The sequence below is a fragment of the Bradyrhizobium sp. 18BD genome, from assembly GCF_054185225.1.
In genome coordinates this window covers 235,243-252,674 of sequence record NZ_JAVAYL010000005.1, presented here as the reverse complement: position 1 = coordinate 252,674, position 17,432 = coordinate 235,243, and the positions used below count along the sequence as shown (strand labels likewise).

Sequence of the window (17,432 nt, the reverse complement as noted above, 5' to 3'; positions counted from 1 at the left end):
CTAGCCCGCCGTCACGTCTACGAGCTCGCCGCCTTCAAGCACCTTGGCCGCCTTGGCGCGGTCGAGGTCGCCTTCCCAAGCGGCCACGACGACCGTCGCCACGCAATTGCCAACGAGGTTGCCGACTGCGCGGGCCATGCCGATGAACCAGTCGACCGACAGCACCAGCACGAGGCCGATCGCGGGAATGCTCGGCACCGCGTTCAGCGTCGCCGCCAGGATCACGATGGCCGAGCCCGGCACGCCATGCGCGCCTTTCGACGTGATCAGGGAGACGCCGAGCACCAGCAACAGATCGCCGAATGACAACGGCGTGTTGGTCGCCTGCGCGATGAAGACGACGGCGAGCGTGAGATAGATCGAGAAGGCGTCGAGGTTGAAGGAATAGCCGGTCGGGATCACGAGGCCGACGACGGAATCCTTCACGCCCATCCGCTCCAGCTTCTTCATGATCTGGGGCAGCACCGCGTCGGACGAGGCGGTTGCGAGCACGACGGTGAGCTCCTCACGCAGGTAGGCGAGGAATTTTAGGATATTGATTCCGGCGAGCGCCATCACGCCGCCGAGCACGCCCAGCACGAAGATGCCGACCGAGACGTAGAACAGCATCACCAGCGACACGAGCTGCTTCAGCGAGCCGACGCCGTACTTGCCGACGGTGTAGGCGACCGCGCCGAGCACGCCAAGCGGGGCAACGCGAACGATGAGCCCCATGACGCGGAACAGCACTGTGGAGGCCGCGTCGATCATGTTGGTGACGAGCGCGCCCTTCTCGCCGCCGACCAGCGCGAGGCCGACGCCGAACAGGACGGCGAAGAACAGCACCTGGAGCACGTCATTGCGCGACAGCGCATCGAACGAGGTGGTCGGGATCACATTCATCAGGAAGGCGCCGATGCCGCCGCCGGAGAGCTTGTGGGCGTTGTCGGCGTAGGTGTTGAGCGCCTTGGCATCCAGCGTCGAGGGATCGATGTTCATGCCGTGGCCGGGGCCGAACAGGTAGGCGAGCAGCAGGCCGACCACGAGAGCCACTGTCGTCATCACCTCGAAATAGACCAGCGCCTTGACGCCGACGCGGCCGACCTTCTTGAGGTCGCCGGCGCCGGCAATGCCATGCACGACAACGCAGAACACGATCGGGGCGACGATCATCGAGATCAGCTTGAGGAAGGCGTCGCTGAGGATCTTGAGCCCGATGGCGAAGTCCGGGACGGCCATCCCCAGGATGACGCCAAGCGCGAGCGCGGCGAGAACCTGGACAAACAGGGACGTGTAGAGCGGCTTGGGCTCGGCGGTGGGCGCCGCGGTGATGGTCGACATGGTGGATTCCCCCGATTTGACGCGACTTGGACGTCAAAAGGAGCAACAACCGTGCCAGATTGTCGCGGACATCCCCCTGGGGGCCGGCTTATTCCGCTGCTTTCGCCGTCCTGCCGAACATGCGCGTCGGCGCCGGGAACCCGCAGGAGGTGCCATCGGTGACCTTGACCCGATCCTCCCAGGGCAGACGATAGGTGCCGGCGACCATGTCCTGCATGAAGGTGTAGGGACAGTCCATCGCGCCGCCCTTCACCGCGACATAGCCGCGGTGCCAGAGCTGGTAGATGTTGTTCTCGACGCCCCAATTGATCCGCGCCTCGCGCACGAGGTCGGGCCGCACCTCGGCGGTGATGATCTCGTCGGCGCGGCCGGTGGTGCCGTGCGCAAGCACGATGCCGTCGAAATTGACGATCATGCCTTCGCCCATGGAATCGAACGAGCCGTCCGAGCCGCACATGCAGACGTTCGCGGTGACCATCAGGTTCTGGAACGAATTGGCCTGGTTGGTGAAACGCCAGGCGTCGCGGATCGGTGCGGTGTAGCCGGCGGTGCGGATCATGATCTCCGCGCCCTTGTAGGCGCATTCGCGCGCCATCTCCGGGAACATGCCGTCATGGCAGATGATCAGCGCGATCTTCGCGCCCTTCGGCCCCTCGATCACGGGAATGCCGATATCGCCGGGTTCCCACGGCTCGACCGGAATCCAGGGATGGAGCTTGCGGTAATAGAGCTTGATCTCGCCGTGATCGTCGATGATCAGGCCTGAATTGTAGGGATTGCCCTGCGGGTTGAACTCCATGACGGAGAAGCAGCCCCAGATCTTGTTGTCGATACAGGCCTTCTTGAACGCCGCGACCTCGGGCCCGTCGAGCCGGCACATGATCTCGGGATTGGTGTCCATCGAGAGGCCGTGCAGCGAGTATTCGGGGAACACCACCAGATCCATGGTGGAGAGATTGCGGCGGGCCTTGCCGACCATCCAGACGATACGCTCGGTCTGTTCGGCCAGATCGGCGTGGGTCACGACATTCGGCAACTGCAACTGCACCAGCCCGATGACCACGCCCTCAGGCGATTTGTTCAACCCGCCAAGCCCGTTCATGATCAGCTCCGTTGCCGTTTCCTTGCCGTCCGCGCGGCGCCGTTGCGCGCAGTTCGCGGCAGAGCAAATCTCATTTCGGCGATACGCAAAAGTCCATTTTTCAGGCGGTAAGCGAAAGCCGTGCGTGTGAGGATCGCCGGCCGTCCGGGCGCGACGGCGCCCATTGTTGCGGCGCGGCCTGCCTCAAGTCTCGGCTTGACCCTCCAATCTGCCCGATGTCAGGCTTATGACATGAGTACAGCAAAGCGACACATCGTCAATCTTCGCGACGAATATGCCGAGATGACGCGGCAGCGCATCGTCGCGGCGTTTGTCGAGACTCTGGAGGATGAGGCCGCTGACGACATTTCCATGGCGGCGGTGGCCAAGCGTGCGAAGGTGGCCGAACGAACCATCTATCGGCACTTCAAGACCCGCGCCGAGTTGTTCGCGGCGGCCGGCGAATGGATCGAGGACAACGTCTTCAGCTATATTCCCTTCACCTCGCCCGACGAACTGCCCGAGATCTTCCGCAAGCTGTGCAAGCGGTTCGACCGTCATCCGCATTTGGCGCGCGCCATTGCGGTGACACGGGCGGGTCGCTGGGTCCGCGCCGGCTTCCGGCGACACCTGATCGACCAGCATCGCAAGGCAATGGCGCCGCTGGTGCGGCATCTCCCCGCCAAGGACGTCCGTCAGGCAGAGGCGCTCGCGTCTTACCTCAACAACGTGCTGGCCTGGAACGCGATGCGCGAGGATTTCGGCATGACGAGCAGCGAGATCGCCGATGCGATCGAGTGGGCGCTCACGACCCTCCTGAAGGACGTTCGGCAGCGCGATGCCGCCGCTGCTCGCAGCGGCAAGAGCGATAGCAAGGCCGGTAACAAGGCTGGTAAATCACCGCGGAAGCGGGCCGCGGCTGCGAAAGTGCCGGCATAGAGCGAGGCAAGCCATGAATACGATACCCGACGATCTCCTGATCACCGCGCCCGACGAGGTTCGCATTCGCCAGGACCTGGTGCTGACAACGCTGGGGCACCGCCCGGCCGATCGCGCCTTGCGGGTCGGCAGATTGCTCGACGTGCACAGCCGCACCTGGAGCGAGGATCAGGAGATCGTCTTCAAGGGCCGGCGTATCGCGTGGGTGGGGCCGGCCGGAAGCTATCCCGGCGAGGTCCGCGAGCGCGTGCATCGTCCGGATCTCGCGGCCGTGCCGGGTTTTGGCGAGGTGCACAAGCATATCGAAAGCTCGCATCTGACGCCGGAATGGGAGGCGGCGCTGGTGCTGCCGCATGGCAATACCTGGACTTGCGAGGCAAGCCACGAATTCTCCAATGTCGATGGTGCGCGCAATCTCGAATTCTGGTTCGAGGCACGCCGGCGCGGCTCGCCGCTCAAGATCTTTCCGCAGCCCGGCTCGGCGGTGCCGCCGACCGCCTATGAATGGGGTGGCGGCTGGTATGGCCGCGACGAGCAGGCGCGCTTCATGAGCGAAAGTCTGATGGTCACCGGCCTCGACGAAGTCATGGACTGGCCGGCGGTGTGGAATCCCGACAACCCGTCCTACAAGCGGCTCTGGGGCATGATAGAGGCGACGTTCGCGGCGCGCGGTGTGGTCGAAGGCCATGCCTCCGGCTTGCGGGATCTGCCCTCCATCAACGCCTTTGCCGCGGCCGGGCTGGCGTCCGATCATGAAGTGCAGACCCCGGAGGAGACCTGGGACAAGCTCACGCGCGGCTTGTTCGTCGAGCTGCGCGTCTATGCCATGGACGAGATCGTCAAATGGCTGCTCGCGAAGGGTCTGCAGGACTGGTCGCAGATCGCGTTCACCACGGATGACCGCAGTGCCAGCCATACGCTGGAGCTCGGCGCCAGCGATCACAATGCGCGGGTCGCGATCGGGGCCGGCCTTGCGCCGGAAATCGCAATCCAGTGTCTCACCATCAATCCGGCGCGGCACATGCGCCTCACGCCGTTCGTCGGCAGTCTGGCGCCGGGACGCTTCGGCGACGTCGTGCTGCTGTCGGATGTTGCCAAGCTCGAGATCGCCGAGGTGTGGGCGGATGGTGCGCAGGTCTCCGACGGCAAGCGCTATCTCGGCGAAGTGCCGGCGATCGCATGGCCGGAGTGGGCGACCAGGACGATCAACATCAAGCGCACGATCAAGCCTGAGGATTTCGAGCTGCGGGCCGAGCCCGGCCGGGCCACGATGAAGGCGGCAGTGATCCGCCCCTTCCATTGGCATTCTGAGTTCTACACTCTCGAGTTGCCGGTGCGTGACGGTGCCGTGCAGCGCGACGAGAGCGAGGCCATTACCAAATTCGCCATCGTCGACCGTTTTTCCGGCGATGGGCGTGTCGCAAAGATGTTCTGGCGCGGTTGTGGACCGCGCACGCCGGAGACAGCGGTCGCCTGCTCGGTGGCGCACGACAAGCACAATATCTGGGTGGTCGGCTCGTCCGACGTGGCGATGGCGAAGGCGGTGAACGCGCTGATCGAACTTCAGGGCGGATGGGCGCTGGTGCGCGAGGGCGAGCTCGTCGCCACCGTGCGCTTCGAGGTCGGCGGCTTGATGAGCTGTCGCTCGGCGCAAGCGCTCGATGCCGAGATGCAGGCGCTCTACGCGGAGGGCCGCAAGGTCGACTGGATGTACGAGCCGACGTTCCGGCCGCGCTGGTATCCGGGATTCCCGGAACGGCTGATGTTCGCAACGCTGACCTGCGCGCCCTGGAGCTGGGTGCTGGTGGCGCCGTGCGAGCAGGCGCCGCTCGGTTTCATCAACGTGCAGACCGGCGAAGCGCATCCGGTGGTCTGGTAGGGAGGGCAGGGGATGAACGAGATGGCGAAGCCGCAGGCTGCGGCCGCAGAGCCGGCAGCTACGGGGCCGCTCGATCGGGCCTTTCGCCTCACCGAGCGCGGCACGAGCGTCGGCCGCGAGATGATGGCCGGAGCGACGACGTTCGCGGCGATGGCCTATATCATCGCCGTGAACCCGGCCATCATGTCCAACGCCGGAATGGATCGCGCCGATCTCGTCAGCGCCACCGCGCTCGCGGCGATCCTTGGCTCGGTGATGATGGGGTTGTGGGCTAATCTGCCGCTCGCAGTCGCGCCCGCGATGGGTTCGAATGTCATCTTTACCTATGTCATCGTCAAGCAGATGGGCATGCCCTGGCAAGGCGCGCTCGCCATGGTCGCCTTCACCGGCGTGCTGTTCCTGATCCTCAGCCTGTCGAAGCTGCGCGAGAAGGTCGCGAAGGACGTGCCGGAAGCGTTGAAGATCGGCATCCAGGCGGCGGTCGGGACCCTCATCGTCTTCATTGCGCTGCGCGGCGCCGGATTCGTCGTCCAGAACCCGTCGACTTACATCGCCATGGGATCCCTGCGCAGCCCGGCCGTGCTGCTGACGCTGTTCGGCCTCCTGCTCACGCCGGTGCTCGTGGTGTGCCGGGTGCCGGCGGCGCTAATCCTGTCGATTGCGTTGCTGACCCTGATCGGATTCTTCGTTCCCGGCGCCAACGGCAAGATGGTGACATCGATGCCGTCGGCCATCCTGTCGTGGCCGCGCTGGCCGACCAGCACTTTCATGGCGCTCGACGTCGGCTATCTCTTGAGCCATTTCGTCGTGGCGCTGCCGCTGCTGTTCTATTTCCTGTGCGCCGAATTCTTTTCGACGCTGGGCACGCTGATCGGCGTGACGGGCGCGGCCCATCTGCGCAAACCCGACGGCTCGATCCCGAATGCCACCGCCGCATTCGCGACGGATGCGACGGCGTCCATCGTCGGTCCGCTGCTCGGCACGTCGGTCGTGACGGCCTATATCGAATCGATCACCGGCGTGCAGGCCGGAGGGCGTACCGGCCTGACCTCGCTGACTGTGGCGGCGTTCTTCTGCCTCGCGCTGTTCTTCTGGCCGATCTTCGTCATCATCCCGCCGCAAGCAACCGCGCCCGCACTGGTGCTCGTCGGCGTGCTGATGATGCAGGGCCTCGCTCGCATCGACATGACCGATCTCGGCAACGCGGTTCCGATCGTGCTGACGCTGCTGGTCACCGTGCTGACCAACAACCTTATCAACGGAATGGCCCTGGGCACGCTGAGCTACATCACTCTGGAAGTGGCCGTCGGCCGGCGGTCGCAGATTCCGGCGATGGTGTGGGGCCTCGGGGTGGTGTTCATCGCTTACGCGATCGTGATCGCGCAGATATTTTGATGCAGGCGTTTACGCGACGAGATCCAGCAGCCGGCACGATCCGCGTACCAGCACCTTGCGTCCGATCGGTGTCAACGCCGGTACGCCGTCATTGACGACAACCAGGCCAAGCTTGACGAGTCCTTCGACGAGGTAGGCTTTCAAGTGGCGACCGTTCGACACCGGGTTGCGAAGCGCCTTCAGCGCTTCCCACTGGTCCGGTGAAAGATCGAAGTCGAAATCGTTGCTCATGCTGCCTCAAGCAATAGTATCGTTCGCGCGCCCCTGTTAGCGGCGCTGCATGAAGACCGTGCGACGACAATGAGTCGGGAATTCGGTGAGCTGTTTAGAACGTCTCTTCACAAATTACCGCAGATCATTACGCCATAAGCGTTAAGATCGTTTGCGCACAGATATCGTCCCGAGCGGCGATCACTTATTGATGATCCGGGCTTGATGTTGCGCTGCGATTTGCGCGGTGCACGGGAAGCGTTGCTGTCCCATTCTGCGTCGCTATACGCACAGGATTGGTGAGACTCGCTGCTCGGGACCCTGCTAGCTTGATTGGTGGGAATGGCTTCACACGACAGGAGTGTGATTGCATGAAGAGACTGGTCGAGATTCGCAGCCAGGAATTCTTGTGCCGTGAGCGCGCTGCGCTCGATTCGGAACGCCGGACATTCTGGCTCGCGCAGGCCCAGGAATGGGAACAGCGCGCACTCGATGAAATCGCGTATCATTTTCGTGAGTGCAATCTCGCGCAGGCCGAGCTGAACGCCGCCTGACGCCGAGGGCGATCATTCTCTATTGATAAGTTGCCACGATATCGGACACCGCGCGCTCGAGCTGCTGCGCGGTAGCGCATTGCCGCACCGCGCTGCAGAAGGTCGCGTAGCGCGGCATCTCGGAATCGCCAAAGCCCCAGGCGAGCCGTCCTTCGGGATTGAGCCAGACCAGCCGCTTCGAGCGCTCGGAGATGCGCCGCAGGATGTCGGCGCGCGGGTCGAGATTGTTGCTGCGGGCATCGCCGAGCACGATCACCGTGGTCTGCGGCGTCAGCGTGCTCATGAAGTCCTTCTCGAAATCGACCAGCGAGGAGCCGTAGTCGGACGAGCCGAAGCCGACCTTGGACATGATCTCCGCCATCGCTTCCTCCGGCGACTTCTTCTCCAGGATCTCGCTGACCTCGATCAGGTGCGAGGAGAAGGCGAAGGAGTGGACGTCGTCGACGACCTCGTGCAGCGAGTGGATCAGGAGCAGGAAGAAGTCGGACACCTGCGCGACCGAGCCGGAGACGTCGCACAGCGCCACGATCTTCGGCCGATCGCGATGCTTGCGCTTCCATGCGGTGAGGAAGGGCACGCCGCCCCAGGCGGCGTTGCGGCGAAGGGTGCGGCGAACATCGAGATGACCGCGGCGCTGGCGCTTGCGCGGCTTCGAATAGCGCTCGCGCAGGCGGCGCGCGATCTGGCGGATGAGGGCGCGCATCTCGGCGACCTGGCGCCGTTCGATGCGGGCGAGCGGCGCGTTGCGCAGGATCTGGTTGCGGAGGTTCTCGGCCTCCTCGCGGGCATAGAGCGCAAGGCCTTGCGAGACGGTGTCGCGCACGGCTTCGCGCAACGCGTCCAACGCGGCGCGGAGACGCTCGGCCAGCGACGGATTGGTTGCGGTGAGTTCGTCGAGATCGTCGCGCAGGCGCTGGAGGCCCATCGCGTCGAGGATGCGGCTGGAGAAGATGCCGCGCTGGGTGGAATAGCGGATGTCGGAGAGCGAAGCCGCGCCGGATGCGCTGGCGATGGCGGCCTGGATCGCGTTGCGGTCCTGCGACAGCAGCATCTGCGCAAGCGGGCCGAGGCCTTCGGGCGGCCGGCCTTCGTCCGCTTCGCCGGCCGAGCCGGATTGGGGCGATTGATCCGAACCTTGCGAAGCGTCGTCGTTGTCGTCGGCCTCGGGCGGGTCCTGCCGCGGCTCGGGCTGGCTGAAGAACAGATCGAAACAGTCGCCGAGCGCGAGCTTTTCATCCTGCGACTTGGCCAGCGTCAGCAGCAGCGCGTCGCGCAGGATGGTGCGGTCGGAAAAGCCGACCTGAGACACGGCGCGCATGGCATCGATGCTTTCGGCAGGCGAGACGTGCACGCCGACGCCGCGCGCCGCCCGAAAGAAACGATGAAGATTCTCGCGCATCGGCGTCAACCGAAGACGTTGGACCGTGCCGCCTTGGCAATGAAGGTCGTGATCTGAGGGTGAGCCGCCTCGATGTCGGCCTCGTATTTCAGGAGCACGTTGAGCGTGTCCTTGACGACGTCGGTATCGAGCTCGTTTGCCTGGAGCAGCACCAGAACGCGCGCCCAGTCGATGGTCTCGCTGACCGAGGGCAGCTTCTTCAGGTCGAGCGAGCGGATTTCGTGGATGAAGCCGACCATCTGCCGGCGCAGCGTCTGCGAGATGCCGGGCACGCGGCTCTCGACGATGCGCTCCTCGAGCCGCTGCTCGGGGAAGCCGATATGCAGATGCAGGCAGCGGCGCTTCAGGGCGTCGCCGAGGTCGCGTTCGCTGTTGGAGGTGAGGATCACCGTCGGCGGCGTGATCGCCGAGACGGTGCCGAGCTCGGGGATCGTGACCTGGAAGTCGGACAGGATTTCGAGCAGGAGCGATTCAAATTCCGCATCCGACTTGTCGATCTCGTCGATCAGCAGCACGCAGCCGCCGGGTTGCTCCAGCGCCTGGAGCAGGGGGCGCGGCTCGACGAACTCCTTGGAGAAGAACACGTCGCCGAAATCGTGCAACTGGTCGAGCGCGGCGTGCAGCGTCTGCGCGCCGCCGAGGACTTCGCCGAGCTTGTCCTTCAGGATCTGCGTGTAGAGCAGCTGCTTGGCGTATTTCCACTCGTAGAGGGCCTTGGCCTCGTCGAGGCCTTCGTAGCATTGCAGGCGGATCATCTTCATGCCGCGCCAGGCGGCAATGGCCTTTGCAAGCTCGGTCTTGCCGACACCTGCGGGGCCCTCGACCAGGATCGGCTTCTCGATCTGTTGCGACAAATAGACAGCGGTCGCGATCTGCCGGCTCGCGATATAGCCTTGCGCGGCGAGGCCGCTCTCCACTGCCTCGATCGAGGTCGAGGCCTTCTGATCAGCCACGAAATGGCGCTCCCAAAGGTCTTGCTTGAGGCTTGTTCTGCCTGCGTTCCCGGCAAAGAACAAGCCTCGTTTGGGAGGCATCAGGCCCGCGTGAACGGCGTTTTTTCCGCTGAACGCAAATACTTGGGCGGCTCGCCGGCCACCCGATCAGTGCCGCAGCAGCTCCGGCTTGCGGATGGTTTGCCGGACCTCGGCGCCGCAATCGGCGCATTCGTAGACGAAGTCGATCTTGGCAAGGCTCCAATGCGGCTCGACCTCGCGGACATACATCGGCAGGAACCCTGTGCATGTCGGGCAAATCACGGGCGCGATTTCGATGTCCTGATGATGCTGTACATAAGCGGGCATCTCGGCTCTCCTTTGCAGGCGACCACCAAACCCCGCGCAAACGTACTGCCGGTTGTGCGACGGCCGTCATCAACTCTTTCGAACAGAGGTGGAACGGCGGGCGTTTGTCGTTGGCTGTGACATTCTTGTTACGGCTTCTATACTGTAACGGGCGGACCAAATGCCTATTTCTCCGACCGATCAGGTTTTCTGACATTCACTGCAACGATAAGGGAGCAACGCCCATGACGCATGCCATTCGCTTTCACAAGACCGGCGGTCCGGAAGTCCTGGTCTGGGAGGAGGTCAGTGTCGGCAAGCCCGGGCCGGGCGAGGCGCGCATCCGCCACACCGCCGTCGGTCTCAATTTCGTCGACATTTACAACCGCTCCGGCGTGTATCCGGTGCAACTGCCGAGCGGTCTTGGCAGCGAGGGAGCCGGCGTCGTCGAGGAAGTCGGAGCCGGTGTTACCGATTTGAAGCCCGGCGATCGCGTCGCCTATGGCGCCTCGCCGCTCGGCGCCTATTCAGAGGCGCGGCTGATCCCGGCCGACCGGCTGTTGAAGCTGCCTGACGGGGTCGACGATAAGACCGCGGCGGCGATGATGCTGAAGGGCCTCACGACGCAATATCTGATCCGCCAGACCTATCGGGTGAAGGCCGGCGACACCATCCTGCTTCACGCCGCAGCCGGAGGCGTCGGCCTGATCCTGAGCCAGTGGGCCAAGCATCTCGGCGCGACCGTGATCGGCACCGTCAGCAGTGACGAGAAGGCAAAACTCGCCAAGGCGCATGGTTGCGATCACGTCATCATCTACACCTGCGAGGATTTCGTGAAGCGCGTGGACGAGATCACCGGCGGCAAGAAAGTGCCGGTGGTCTATGACTCCGTCGGCAAGGACACGTTCCTGAAGTCGCTGGACTGTCTCGCGCCGCTCGGCGTCGCCGCGCTGTTCGGCGCATCCTCAGGTGCGGTCGAGCCGCTCAATCTCGGCCTGCTCGCGCAGAAGGGCTCGCTCTATGTCACCCGTCCGACGCTGTTCACCTACGCAGCGAAACGCGCGGCCCTCGTCGCGATGGCGAACGAGTTGTTCGACGTGGTCAAGTCCGGCGCGGTGAAGATCGAGGTGCACCAGACCTATCCGCTGAAGGACGCCGCGAAGGCGCATGCCGACCTCGCCGCGCGCAAGACGACGGGATCGACGGTTCTCACGGTGTGATGTCGGATTGAGCCGTGGCGCAGGTTGCTCCAGCCTGCGTCACGCTTTCTCGTGCTTGCGCAAGTCCCGGGCGTGATCGAAGCGGATCGCCTGGAGGTCGACGTCCTCAGGCGGAATCTGGGGAAGGGCGGCCTCGATCAGGATCGCCTCGGTGACGTCCTCGACCGCATTCTCCGCGATCTCGTGGATGAACGAGATGTTCCGGTATTCACCCGAGGCGACGCGGGAGATGACTTCGCGCCTTGTGATCTCGGGGTCGACGATCGCCTCGCGGCCACGCCGCCCATAGTCGATCATCACGACGAAATACTGCATGAAACGATCCTGCCGCGCCCCAGGCGCGCGGCAGAGTATTTCCGAAAAACGGAATTAAGTCAAGCTCGATTTCCAAAAATCGGAAATCGACCTCACTTGCCCTTCTTGCGCGGGCGGGCCGATTTGGCCCGCAGTCGCTCGAGCTGGCCCTTGGGCATCGAGAGGCAGATCTCCCCGACCCAGTCGAGCTTGACGCCGACGATCGGCTTGGCGTTGAAGCTGGTGAGGTTGACGACGGAGGGCGACTTGCCCCGCTCGATGGTCTTCAGATAGCGCTCGCCGGTCTTGAGCCGGACCACGGCTTCTTCGCCGTAGAAGCTCGACAGCGGATGGCGCTGGTCCTTGTAGACGACGATCACATCGCCGCTCTCGTATTTGGGCAGCATCGAATCGCCCACGATCTCGAAGGCTACGGTCTCTTCCATGATCGGGAAGGGCAGTGCGATGTCGCCCAGGCCTTCCGGGGGAACCTGTTCATAATCCGGCTCGATCACGGCGCCGGCACCAACGCGGCCCATGATCGGCGCGAGATTGAGCTCGAGATATTCCATGATCGGAATGATTTCCGACGCCTTCACCAGGCGCTCGCCGCCGAGGATCTCGGAGACTGCGCCAGGGCGGACGCCCATGGCCGCGGCGAGACCCCCCTTGCTCTTGCCCGTCTTCTCCAGCCCCCGCTCGATCATCGCAACGTCCAACATGGTGATTCCCTCGATTGCCCATCGACTGTCTCCCCTTGTAGTCCGGAATTCGGAATTAATGCAATTATGAATATCAGAATTCTTGCTTGACTTTGGTTTCGGAATAACGGAATGTGCGCTCCGCCTTCCGATCGTGCGATCGGAGGAGGCGCATCACAGGACAGCATCATGGAACCGGGCCAATGGCCGTCGGAGCATTCCGACGCGCTGCGCGACTATTTTCTCAAGGGCATCTCTTACGCGGAGATCGGGCGGCGGATTAACGCAAGGTTTGGAACGGCTTACACGCGCAGCGCAGTGGCCGGCCGCGCCAAGCGATTAGGGCTCGTTACGCCGACATGGATGACGAGCCCGTCGATCGCGCCGTCCTTGCCGAGCGAGGCCGGTCCGCTTCCGCCGCGCCGGATGGCGTTGCCGTACCTGAATGTGCCGCCGCCGTCCGCAATGAAGCCTGTTGCGCGGGTGAAGTTGCGCTGCGTCGGCGTTCAGCCGCGCCTGATCCAGCTGATCGAACTTGGGAAGGCCGACTGCCGCTATCCCTACGGCGGCGACAAGGAAGGGGAGGACATCACCTTCTGCGGCCATCCGTGCCAGCCCGGCTCCAGCTATTGCGCTGCGCATGCACGCCTGACGCGCAGGTCCGGGACTTCGCCCGAGCGTGTCGCGGGTCCCGTGGTGCTGAAGCTCGTCTCCGCCGCCTGAAACCGCAGCCACCCGTTCAATTGCCTGCTTTGCAAGGAGTATCCGAGTGGCACGTGCCCGACGCAACAAGTCCTACAAATTGACTGCGATCCACGACCGGCGATCGCGCGACGTCCCGTTCAATGCCGAATTGGCGGAGGTCGAGGTCGACAATCCGCTGGCGCTCGATCCCGGCGAGAAGATCATGGCCGTCCGGTCGATCCGCAGCGATCCGCTCGGCCGGCTGCACTCCCACCACCAGATCGACGAGGCCCAATACCGCGGCGGGCGTGCCTTCCAGAACGATTGGGAGCGGGCGGAGCGAGGGCCTCAGGCGGTAGATCCGACTCGTGAATATGTCGACGGCACCGGTACACGCGAGCCTGTCACCGAGAGCCAGCGACAGGCGGTGCTGCGTCTCAATCGCGTCCAGCGTGAACTCGGCACCGACGGCTCGGCGCTGGTCTATGACGTGCTGGTGCTGGGCCTGACCATGAATCAGATCGGGGAGCTCCGGGCCGTCCGTACACAGCGCTGGAACGACTATTTCGCCCGGCGTTTTCGCGAATGCCTGGACCGGCTGGCGCTGATCTACGGCTTTGCGACGGAAACAGGGACACAGCGTGCAAACCAACGCAGGTGATAGCGGCACGCCGGCGGTTTCGATCGCCGGCGTGCCGGTCTGCTGCTTAGGGATGCGGTACGATCTGGTATGGGGTCGTGTAGGGCTCGACACGGAGCGAGGCGTTGGCCAGAAGTCCGATCTTGGCGGTCGGCGCCTGCTGCAACTCGCCGTTCGGGCCGCGATGCACGTTGTATTGCCAGACGGTGAGGTCGCCCTTCTGCGCCAGCGCATGCGCAACCGCGCTCGCATCATTGCCGCCGAGGGCCTGGAGCTCTTCCGCCGACAGTCCAACGACGATTTCGTCCTTGATGGTGATGATCTTGAACAGGTTCATTTTGGTCTCCTGCGCCCATGCGCCTTGAATCGAGAGGGTGAAAAGCGCGACCGCGGCGCCTTTGATGAGATCGCAGCGAGAAAGCATGCCGTCGTCCTTTGGTGCTGACGCGCGCCCGAATCGGTTTCAAAGTCCATCAGCCATGGCGCCCGTGATCTGCGTGGCCGTTTCACAACCGCTTGGTCGTTCGATCTTGAACGACGGTTCATGTGCGGAAATAGTTCGGGAGCGATGAACCTTGATGCGAAGCGGCGAGTCCAAGTCGAGAGCTCAAGGGGATATGTCAGATGAAGTTCGCCGGCATTGCTTGCCTTCTCGTGTCCGTCGGTGCCGTGGGCCCCGCTGCGGCCGCCGACCCGTTCTATATCGGCAGCTGGACGTTCACGACCGCCGTGGTCGCGCCATGGGCCGATCGGCAACGCACCCCTGACGGCAGCGAGCGGGCCCGGCTGATGGGCAAGGTGATCGTCCTGAAGACGAAGGAAATCTCGGGGCCGCGTCCCTTTGCCTGCGCCAGGCCGCAGTACAAGGTGACGGATTATGGCCCCGATATGATCTTCCAGGGTGCATTCGACGAGATGCAACGCGCCGACAAGAAGGCGGAACCGAAGGCGCTGGCCGTCTCGCTCGGCTTTGCCAATGGTCCGATCAGGACTTTGGAGACCGGCTGCGAGATCGACGTTCATTTCGTCGACGATACAACCGCCGAGGTCGGACTCAACAATTACGTGTATACGCTGAAGAAGCGCTAGGCCGGCTCCGCCAACGACCATTCATGTCGGAAACGTGCCGAAACGCTGCACCTGTTGACAGCGATCAAGGCCGCGTGCGTGATTGATGCTGCTTCTTGACGCAGGCGGGTGACGGCAGTCCATATTCCTGTTATCCGGAATTGCCGTGCTGCGATGCAGACGAAGCATCACTAAGCCGGTGGTTGGGCTTGCCGGAAGGGTTGTTCCTTGGCATAATTGCAACCTGATCGGTTGAGCCGGTCCGTATGGTTGTGTCGTTCAGCGTGCTAACCCGCCGGGCCTCCCGGCCGAGATTCGTCCGTGCCATGGCGTTCGGTTGTGGTGTCCGGTTCTCGCGCGGGACCCCGATGTCGAATCAGGAAGGCCGATGCTTGTCATAGGTGCGAGATGAAGAACCTCAATTTCGCGGCTGAACTGCACCTCAAGCTTGGTGCACCTGCGAGTGGCACCGTCGAGAGCCTGCGTTTGCTCCGTGCTTTTCTGAAGCTCGCGCCCCGGCAGCGTTTCGAGGTGATCAAGCTCGTTGAAGACCTCGCCACGGAAGAAGCCCTTCCCGAGCACCCCCTGTCCTGAGCTGGGACCGCGCGCCCGGAGCCCTTTCCTTCGTTTTTCTGCCCAAGCCGGACCGCCGGGGACGTTTGCCCCCGGGTTCGCCGCTGGAAGGCGGTCCGGCAAGTGTGGTATTCAGTTAAGAAAAAGGGAGGAGTGCGACCATGATCGAACCGAAGCTCGAAGTTCCGGCCGAACTGCGCGACCTGGCCGAGAAGACGATCGACCAGGCGGAAAAGGCCTTCGGCATGTTTTTCGAAGCCGCGACCAAGTCGATGTCATCGGTTCCCGGAGGAGCGGGCACCGAAGTCTCCAAGCAGGCGCTCGCCTTCACCGAGCAGAACATGAAGTCGGCGTTCGAGCATGCGCGCAAGCTCGTTCACGCCACCGATCTTCAGGAAGCGATGCGGATCCAGTCCGACTTCCTGCGCAGCCAGTTCACCAGCGCCGGGGATCACATGCGTCAGATGACCGGCAGTTTCATGCAGCCCCCGGGCAAGGGGAAATCCTGATTCCTCGTGGGATGCTGCGTGCCTACAAATTGATCTTGCGCAGTCCTGAGATCCGCACTTCGATGCTGGTGCAGGTCCATGATGGGCCACCGAATGGCTCACATTCGCCGTCCATCATCCTTTCTGCTGATCCCTGTCGGTCTCCGGCAGGGATTTGCATTTTGCGGGAGGTGTCGCGATTGCCCGGTACGCTGCTAGCGCAGTGATCCGATGTAGGCCGCGATGTCGTCGGCTTCAGTCCTGCTCAAGGGGAAGTTCGGCATCTTCGGATGCGGGTCGAGGAGGAAGAAAGAGAGCCGCTCCGGACTGAAGTCCGGCCTGCGCGCAACCGATGCAAAGGAGGGGACGTCAGCGCTCGCCTGGGCCTGCCCGTTCGCCACGACGTGGCAGCTTGCACACCAGCGTTTGGCGAGATCGGCGCCATGATCGGCGTCGGCGGCGAGAACGGAAGACGTGCCGAGGCTCGCGGCCACGACAAGCATCAGGCAGCTTGGTCTCAAATGCCGGCGCATCCGGTAACCCCATGCATGACCTACGGCCGCGTTCAGCCACAGCACGATCCCGGAAATTGCGAGAGATCGATGCGGGCGATGATCGATCGCAGCAGCTTGCGGGCCGAACGATAGAGATGCCGCGCGAATGCCGGCATCCGTGCGGCGGGCAGGCCAAGGCCCGTCATATCGGGGCTTTTGCTATCAAGGCTTTCGATGGAGTGCGACACGTGCCTCTCCGGGATGGTGAGGCCCTTCCTAGCCTGGCCGGCCGGGGCCAGCCTTGATCTGCCGCAAAGGATTCCGGCTAGTAGTCGCCGGGGTTCATGATCATCGGGCTTCGCGTATCGGCCGGCGCGAGCGCGCTGCTGGCGCTGTCACGCAGGAAGCGGTCGAGCGTCGCCTGGATCTTCGCCTTGACCGCGTCAGGGCCGCGATCGCTCATATCGGTGTGCTGCGCGCCGGTATGGACGATGTCGATGCCGCGCGCCTTGGCCTCTTCCGGCGTCGGCAGCACACCGGGATCGGTCTGGAAGTGCGGGTCCTTGGAGCGGAACGACAGGATCTTCAAGTTGTCGCTGAGCACGAACGGCACCCGCAGATTATCGAGCGTGATCACTTTCGACACCAGCTCGGGATGCTGATGGGCGACATACATCGAGACGTCGCCGCCGTTGGAATGGCCGACGAGGGTGATGTGGTCGTAATCGACGTTGTCGTGCCGCCGCTTCAACTCGTTGAGCGCGAACAGAATGTTGGCCTCGCAGCGGATATAGACCTCACGCCGGCCGACATATTGCTGGCCGACATGCGTCATCAGCGGCGGATCGCTCGGCAGGTCCTGCTGGATGCTCGCAACGAGATAGCCGCGCGCTGCGAGCACGTTGGCAAGGAAGGAATATTCGGTGGCCTTGACGGTGTTGCCGTTGCTGATGATGGCGAGCGGCAGCTTCCAGAGGCCGAGATTGGCCTTGGTCTCGTAGTCGCGCCGCACCGCGAGCTCAACTGTAATCGGCCGCTGGCGCGAGGCGTCGAACAGGGTCAAAACCTCATGGCGGATCGCGAACCGGCTGACGACGAAATACTGGCCGACAGCGAGGACGCAGAGGAACGCCAGGATTGCGAACATCCTTTTCATGGATCGGTCTCAAATCACTTTCGGCTGAACATGGTCATTTGGAACTCCCGGATCGAG

General features: G+C 63.5%; 22 protein-coding genes. 10 read left to right on the top strand and 12 right to left on the bottom strand.

Features of this window, described 5'->3' with window-relative positions:
- Nucleotides 1-1,320: a dicarboxylate/amino acid:cation symporter gene (locus RAD16_RS11785; protein WP_458158038.1), complete on the bottom strand. Its 1,320-nt coding sequence runs from the start codon at nt 1,318-1,320 to the stop codon at nt 1-3.
- Nucleotides 1,321-1,408: 88 nt separating this feature from the next.
- The gene (locus RAD16_RS11780) at nt 1,409-2,422 is read right to left on the bottom strand and encodes a formamidase (RefSeq protein WP_458158037.1); all 1,014 of its coding nucleotides are present in this window, start codon (nt 2,420-2,422) and stop codon (nt 1,409-1,411) included.
- A 231-nt stretch (nt 2,423-2,653) separates the two neighbouring features.
- On the opposite strand from RAD16_RS11780, the gene RAD16_RS11775 reads away from it, so the two are divergent.
- The 3 genes from RAD16_RS11775 to RAD16_RS11765 are packed head-to-tail and all read left to right on the top strand — an operon-like array spanning nt 2,654 to nt 6,614.
- Nucleotides 2,654-3,340 (top strand): TetR/AcrR family transcriptional regulator, encoded by a 687-nt coding sequence (locus tag RAD16_RS11775; RefSeq protein ID WP_458158036.1) that lies wholly within the window; start codon nt 2,654-2,656, stop codon nt 3,338-3,340.
- Nucleotides 3,341-3,353: 13 nt separating this feature from the next.
- Nucleotides 3,354-5,219 carry an adenine deaminase gene (locus RAD16_RS11770; protein ID WP_458158035.1) on the top strand — a complete coding sequence of 622 codons (1,866 nt, stop codon included), beginning with the start codon at nt 3,354-3,356 and terminating at the stop codon, nt 5,217-5,219.
- A gap of 12 nt (nt 5,220-5,231) precedes the next feature.
- Nucleotides 5,232-6,614, top strand: a complete 1,383-nt coding sequence (locus RAD16_RS11765; RefSeq protein ID WP_458158034.1) for an NCS2 family permease — start codon at nt 5,232-5,234, stop codon at nt 6,612-6,614.
- A 9-nt stretch (nt 6,615-6,623) separates the two neighbouring features.
- Here the strand turns inward: RAD16_RS11765 and RAD16_RS11760 are convergent, their stop codons facing one another.
- Entirely contained in the window at nt 6,624-6,845 is a 222-nt protein-coding gene (locus tag RAD16_RS11760) for a hypothetical protein (protein WP_458158033.1), read from the bottom strand.
- A 350-nt stretch (nt 6,846-7,195) separates the two neighbouring features.
- Here RAD16_RS11760 and RAD16_RS11755 point away from each other — a divergent pair, with 350 nt between their 5' ends.
- Nucleotides 7,196-7,378, top strand: coding sequence for a hypothetical protein (locus RAD16_RS11755; protein WP_458158032.1), 183 nt, complete (start codon nt 7,196-7,198; stop codon nt 7,376-7,378).
- Between the two features lie 19 nt (nt 7,379-7,397).
- Here the strand turns inward: RAD16_RS11755 and RAD16_RS11750 are convergent, their stop codons facing one another.
- The 3 genes from RAD16_RS11750 to RAD16_RS11740 all read right to left on the bottom strand — a co-directional run bounded on the left by RAD16_RS11750 (nt 7,398) and on the right by RAD16_RS11740 (nt 10,078).
- Nucleotides 7,398-8,777 (bottom strand): vWA domain-containing protein, encoded by a 1,380-nt coding sequence (locus RAD16_RS11750; protein ID WP_458158031.1) that lies wholly within the window; start codon nt 8,775-8,777, stop codon nt 7,398-7,400.
- 5 nt (nt 8,778-8,782) lie between these two features.
- Entirely contained in the window at nt 8,783-9,730 is a 948-nt protein-coding gene (locus RAD16_RS11745; protein WP_458158030.1) for an AAA family ATPase, read from the bottom strand.
- Between the two features lie 147 nt (nt 9,731-9,877).
- Complete coding sequence (locus tag RAD16_RS11740) at nt 9,878-10,078, bottom strand: hypothetical protein (RefSeq protein WP_458158029.1); 201 nt, start codon at nt 10,076-10,078, stop codon at nt 9,878-9,880.
- A gap of 224 nt (nt 10,079-10,302) precedes the next feature.
- On the opposite strand from RAD16_RS11740, the gene RAD16_RS11735 reads away from it, so the two are divergent.
- Nucleotides 10,303-11,277 (top strand): quinone oxidoreductase family protein, encoded by a 975-nt coding sequence (locus RAD16_RS11735; RefSeq protein WP_458158028.1) that lies wholly within the window; start codon nt 10,303-10,305, stop codon nt 11,275-11,277.
- Between the two features lie 39 nt (nt 11,278-11,316).
- Here the strand turns inward: RAD16_RS11735 and RAD16_RS11730 are convergent, their stop codons facing one another.
- Both RAD16_RS11730 and RAD16_RS11725 read right to left on the bottom strand, forming a co-directional pair.
- Entirely contained in the window at nt 11,317-11,592 is a 276-nt protein-coding gene (locus tag RAD16_RS11730) for a hypothetical protein (RefSeq protein ID WP_458158027.1), read from the bottom strand.
- Between the two features lie 92 nt (nt 11,593-11,684).
- On the bottom strand, nt 11,685-12,293 hold the full coding sequence (locus RAD16_RS11725) for a S24 family peptidase (protein WP_018644790.1): 609 nt from the start codon (nt 12,291-12,293) through the stop codon (nt 11,685-11,687).
- A gap of 168 nt (nt 12,294-12,461) precedes the next feature.
- On the opposite strand from RAD16_RS11725, the gene RAD16_RS11720 reads away from it, so the two are divergent.
- A complete protein-coding gene (locus tag RAD16_RS11720; RefSeq protein ID WP_458158026.1) occupies nt 12,462-12,995 on the top strand; it encodes a GcrA family cell cycle regulator in 534 nt (177 codons plus the stop codon).
- 46 nt (nt 12,996-13,041) lie between these two features.
- A complete protein-coding gene (locus RAD16_RS11715) occupies nt 13,042-13,617 on the top strand; it encodes a hypothetical protein (RefSeq protein ID WP_458158025.1) in 576 nt (191 codons plus the stop codon).
- Between the two features lie 46 nt (nt 13,618-13,663).
- Here the strand turns inward: RAD16_RS11715 and RAD16_RS11710 are convergent, their stop codons facing one another.
- Nucleotides 13,664-14,020 carry a hypothetical protein gene (locus tag RAD16_RS11710; protein ID WP_458158023.1) on the bottom strand — a complete coding sequence of 119 codons (357 nt, stop codon included), beginning with the start codon at nt 14,018-14,020 and terminating at the stop codon, nt 13,664-13,666.
- A gap of 200 nt (nt 14,021-14,220) precedes the next feature.
- On the opposite strand from RAD16_RS11710, the gene RAD16_RS11705 reads away from it, so the two are divergent.
- From RAD16_RS11705 to RAD16_RS11695, 3 genes are all read left to right on the top strand, one after another.
- Entirely contained in the window at nt 14,221-14,685 is a 465-nt protein-coding gene (locus RAD16_RS11705) for a hypothetical protein (protein WP_458158022.1), read from the top strand.
- A 387-nt stretch (nt 14,686-15,072) separates the two neighbouring features.
- Nucleotides 15,073-15,258, top strand: a complete 186-nt coding sequence (locus RAD16_RS11700; protein ID WP_007601490.1) for a hypothetical protein — start codon at nt 15,073-15,075, stop codon at nt 15,256-15,258.
- 140 nt (nt 15,259-15,398) lie between these two features.
- The gene (locus RAD16_RS11695) at nt 15,399-15,746 is read left to right on the top strand and encodes a phasin (RefSeq protein WP_458158021.1); all 348 of its coding nucleotides are present in this window, start codon (nt 15,399-15,401) and stop codon (nt 15,744-15,746) included.
- 194 nt (nt 15,747-15,940) lie between these two features.
- Here RAD16_RS11695 and RAD16_RS11690 read toward each other — a convergent pair whose 3' ends face one another.
- The 3 genes from RAD16_RS11690 to RAD16_RS11680 form a co-directional block, all read right to left on the bottom strand.
- The gene (locus tag RAD16_RS11690) at nt 15,941-16,258 is read right to left on the bottom strand and encodes a c-type cytochrome (protein ID WP_458158020.1); all 318 of its coding nucleotides are present in this window, start codon (nt 16,256-16,258) and stop codon (nt 15,941-15,943) included.
- A gap of 32 nt (nt 16,259-16,290) precedes the next feature.
- Nucleotides 16,291-16,467: a hypothetical protein gene (locus tag RAD16_RS11685; protein WP_458158019.1), complete on the bottom strand. Its 177-nt coding sequence runs from the start codon at nt 16,465-16,467 to the stop codon at nt 16,291-16,293.
- Nucleotides 16,468-16,544: 77 nt separating this feature from the next.
- On the bottom strand, nt 16,545-17,375 hold the full coding sequence (locus RAD16_RS11680) for an alpha/beta fold hydrolase (RefSeq protein ID WP_458158018.1): 831 nt from the start codon (nt 17,373-17,375) through the stop codon (nt 16,545-16,547).
- Nucleotides 17,376-17,432 lie beyond the last annotated feature (57 nt).

Excerpts from the sequence above, each read along its gene's own strand:
- RAD16_RS11710 (WP_458158023.1), bottom strand. The coding sequence starts at position 14,020 with ATGCTTTCTCGCTGCGATCTCATCAAAGGCGCCGCGGTCGCGCTTTTC.
- RAD16_RS11765 (WP_458158034.1), top strand. The coding sequence starts at position 5,232 with ATGAACGAGATGGCGAAGCCGCAGGCTGCGGCCGCAGAGCCGGCAGCT.
- RAD16_RS11700 (WP_007601490.1), top strand. The coding sequence starts at position 15,073 with ATGAAGAACCTCAATTTCGCGGCTGAACTGCACCTCAAGCTTGGTGCA.
- RAD16_RS11720 (WP_458158026.1), top strand. The coding sequence starts at position 12,462 with ATGGAACCGGGCCAATGGCCGTCGGAGCATTCCGACGCGCTGCGCGAC.
- RAD16_RS11740 (WP_458158029.1), bottom strand. The coding sequence starts at position 10,078 with ATGCCCGCTTATGTACAGCATCATCAGGACATCGAAATCGCGCCCGTG.
- RAD16_RS11730 (WP_458158027.1), bottom strand. The coding sequence starts at position 11,592 with ATGCAGTATTTCGTCGTGATGATCGACTATGGGCGGCGTGGCCGCGAG.
- RAD16_RS11725 (WP_018644790.1), bottom strand. The coding sequence starts at position 12,293 with ATGTTGGACGTTGCGATGATCGAGCGGGGGCTGGAGAAGACGGGCAAG.
- RAD16_RS11735 (WP_458158028.1), top strand. The coding sequence starts at position 10,303 with ATGACGCATGCCATTCGCTTTCACAAGACCGGCGGTCCGGAAGTCCTG.
- RAD16_RS11705 (WP_458158022.1), top strand. The coding sequence starts at position 14,221 with ATGAAGTTCGCCGGCATTGCTTGCCTTCTCGTGTCCGTCGGTGCCGTG.
- RAD16_RS11775 (WP_458158036.1), top strand. The coding sequence starts at position 2,654 with ATGAGTACAGCAAAGCGACACATCGTCAATCTTCGCGACGAATATGCC.
- RAD16_RS11770 (WP_458158035.1), top strand. The coding sequence starts at position 3,354 with ATGAATACGATACCCGACGATCTCCTGATCACCGCGCCCGACGAGGTT.
- RAD16_RS11695 (WP_458158021.1), top strand. The coding sequence starts at position 15,399 with ATGATCGAACCGAAGCTCGAAGTTCCGGCCGAACTGCGCGACCTGGCC.
- RAD16_RS11755 (WP_458158032.1), top strand. The coding sequence starts at position 7,196 with ATGAAGAGACTGGTCGAGATTCGCAGCCAGGAATTCTTGTGCCGTGAG.
- RAD16_RS11760 (WP_458158033.1), bottom strand. The coding sequence starts at position 6,845 with ATGAGCAACGATTTCGACTTCGATCTTTCACCGGACCAGTGGGAAGCG.
- RAD16_RS11785 (WP_458158038.1), bottom strand. The coding sequence starts at position 1,320 with ATGTCGACCATCACCGCGGCGCCCACCGCCGAGCCCAAGCCGCTCTAC.
- RAD16_RS11780 (WP_458158037.1), bottom strand. The coding sequence starts at position 2,422 with ATGAACGGGCTTGGCGGGTTGAACAAATCGCCTGAGGGCGTGGTCATC.
- RAD16_RS11680 (WP_458158018.1), bottom strand. The coding sequence starts at position 17,375 with ATGAAAAGGATGTTCGCAATCCTGGCGTTCCTCTGCGTCCTCGCTGTC.
- RAD16_RS11690 (WP_458158020.1), bottom strand. The coding sequence starts at position 16,258 with ATGCGCCGGCATTTGAGACCAAGCTGCCTGATGCTTGTCGTGGCCGCG.
- RAD16_RS11750 (WP_458158031.1), bottom strand. The coding sequence starts at position 8,777 with ATGCGCGAGAATCTTCATCGTTTCTTTCGGGCGGCGCGCGGCGTCGGC.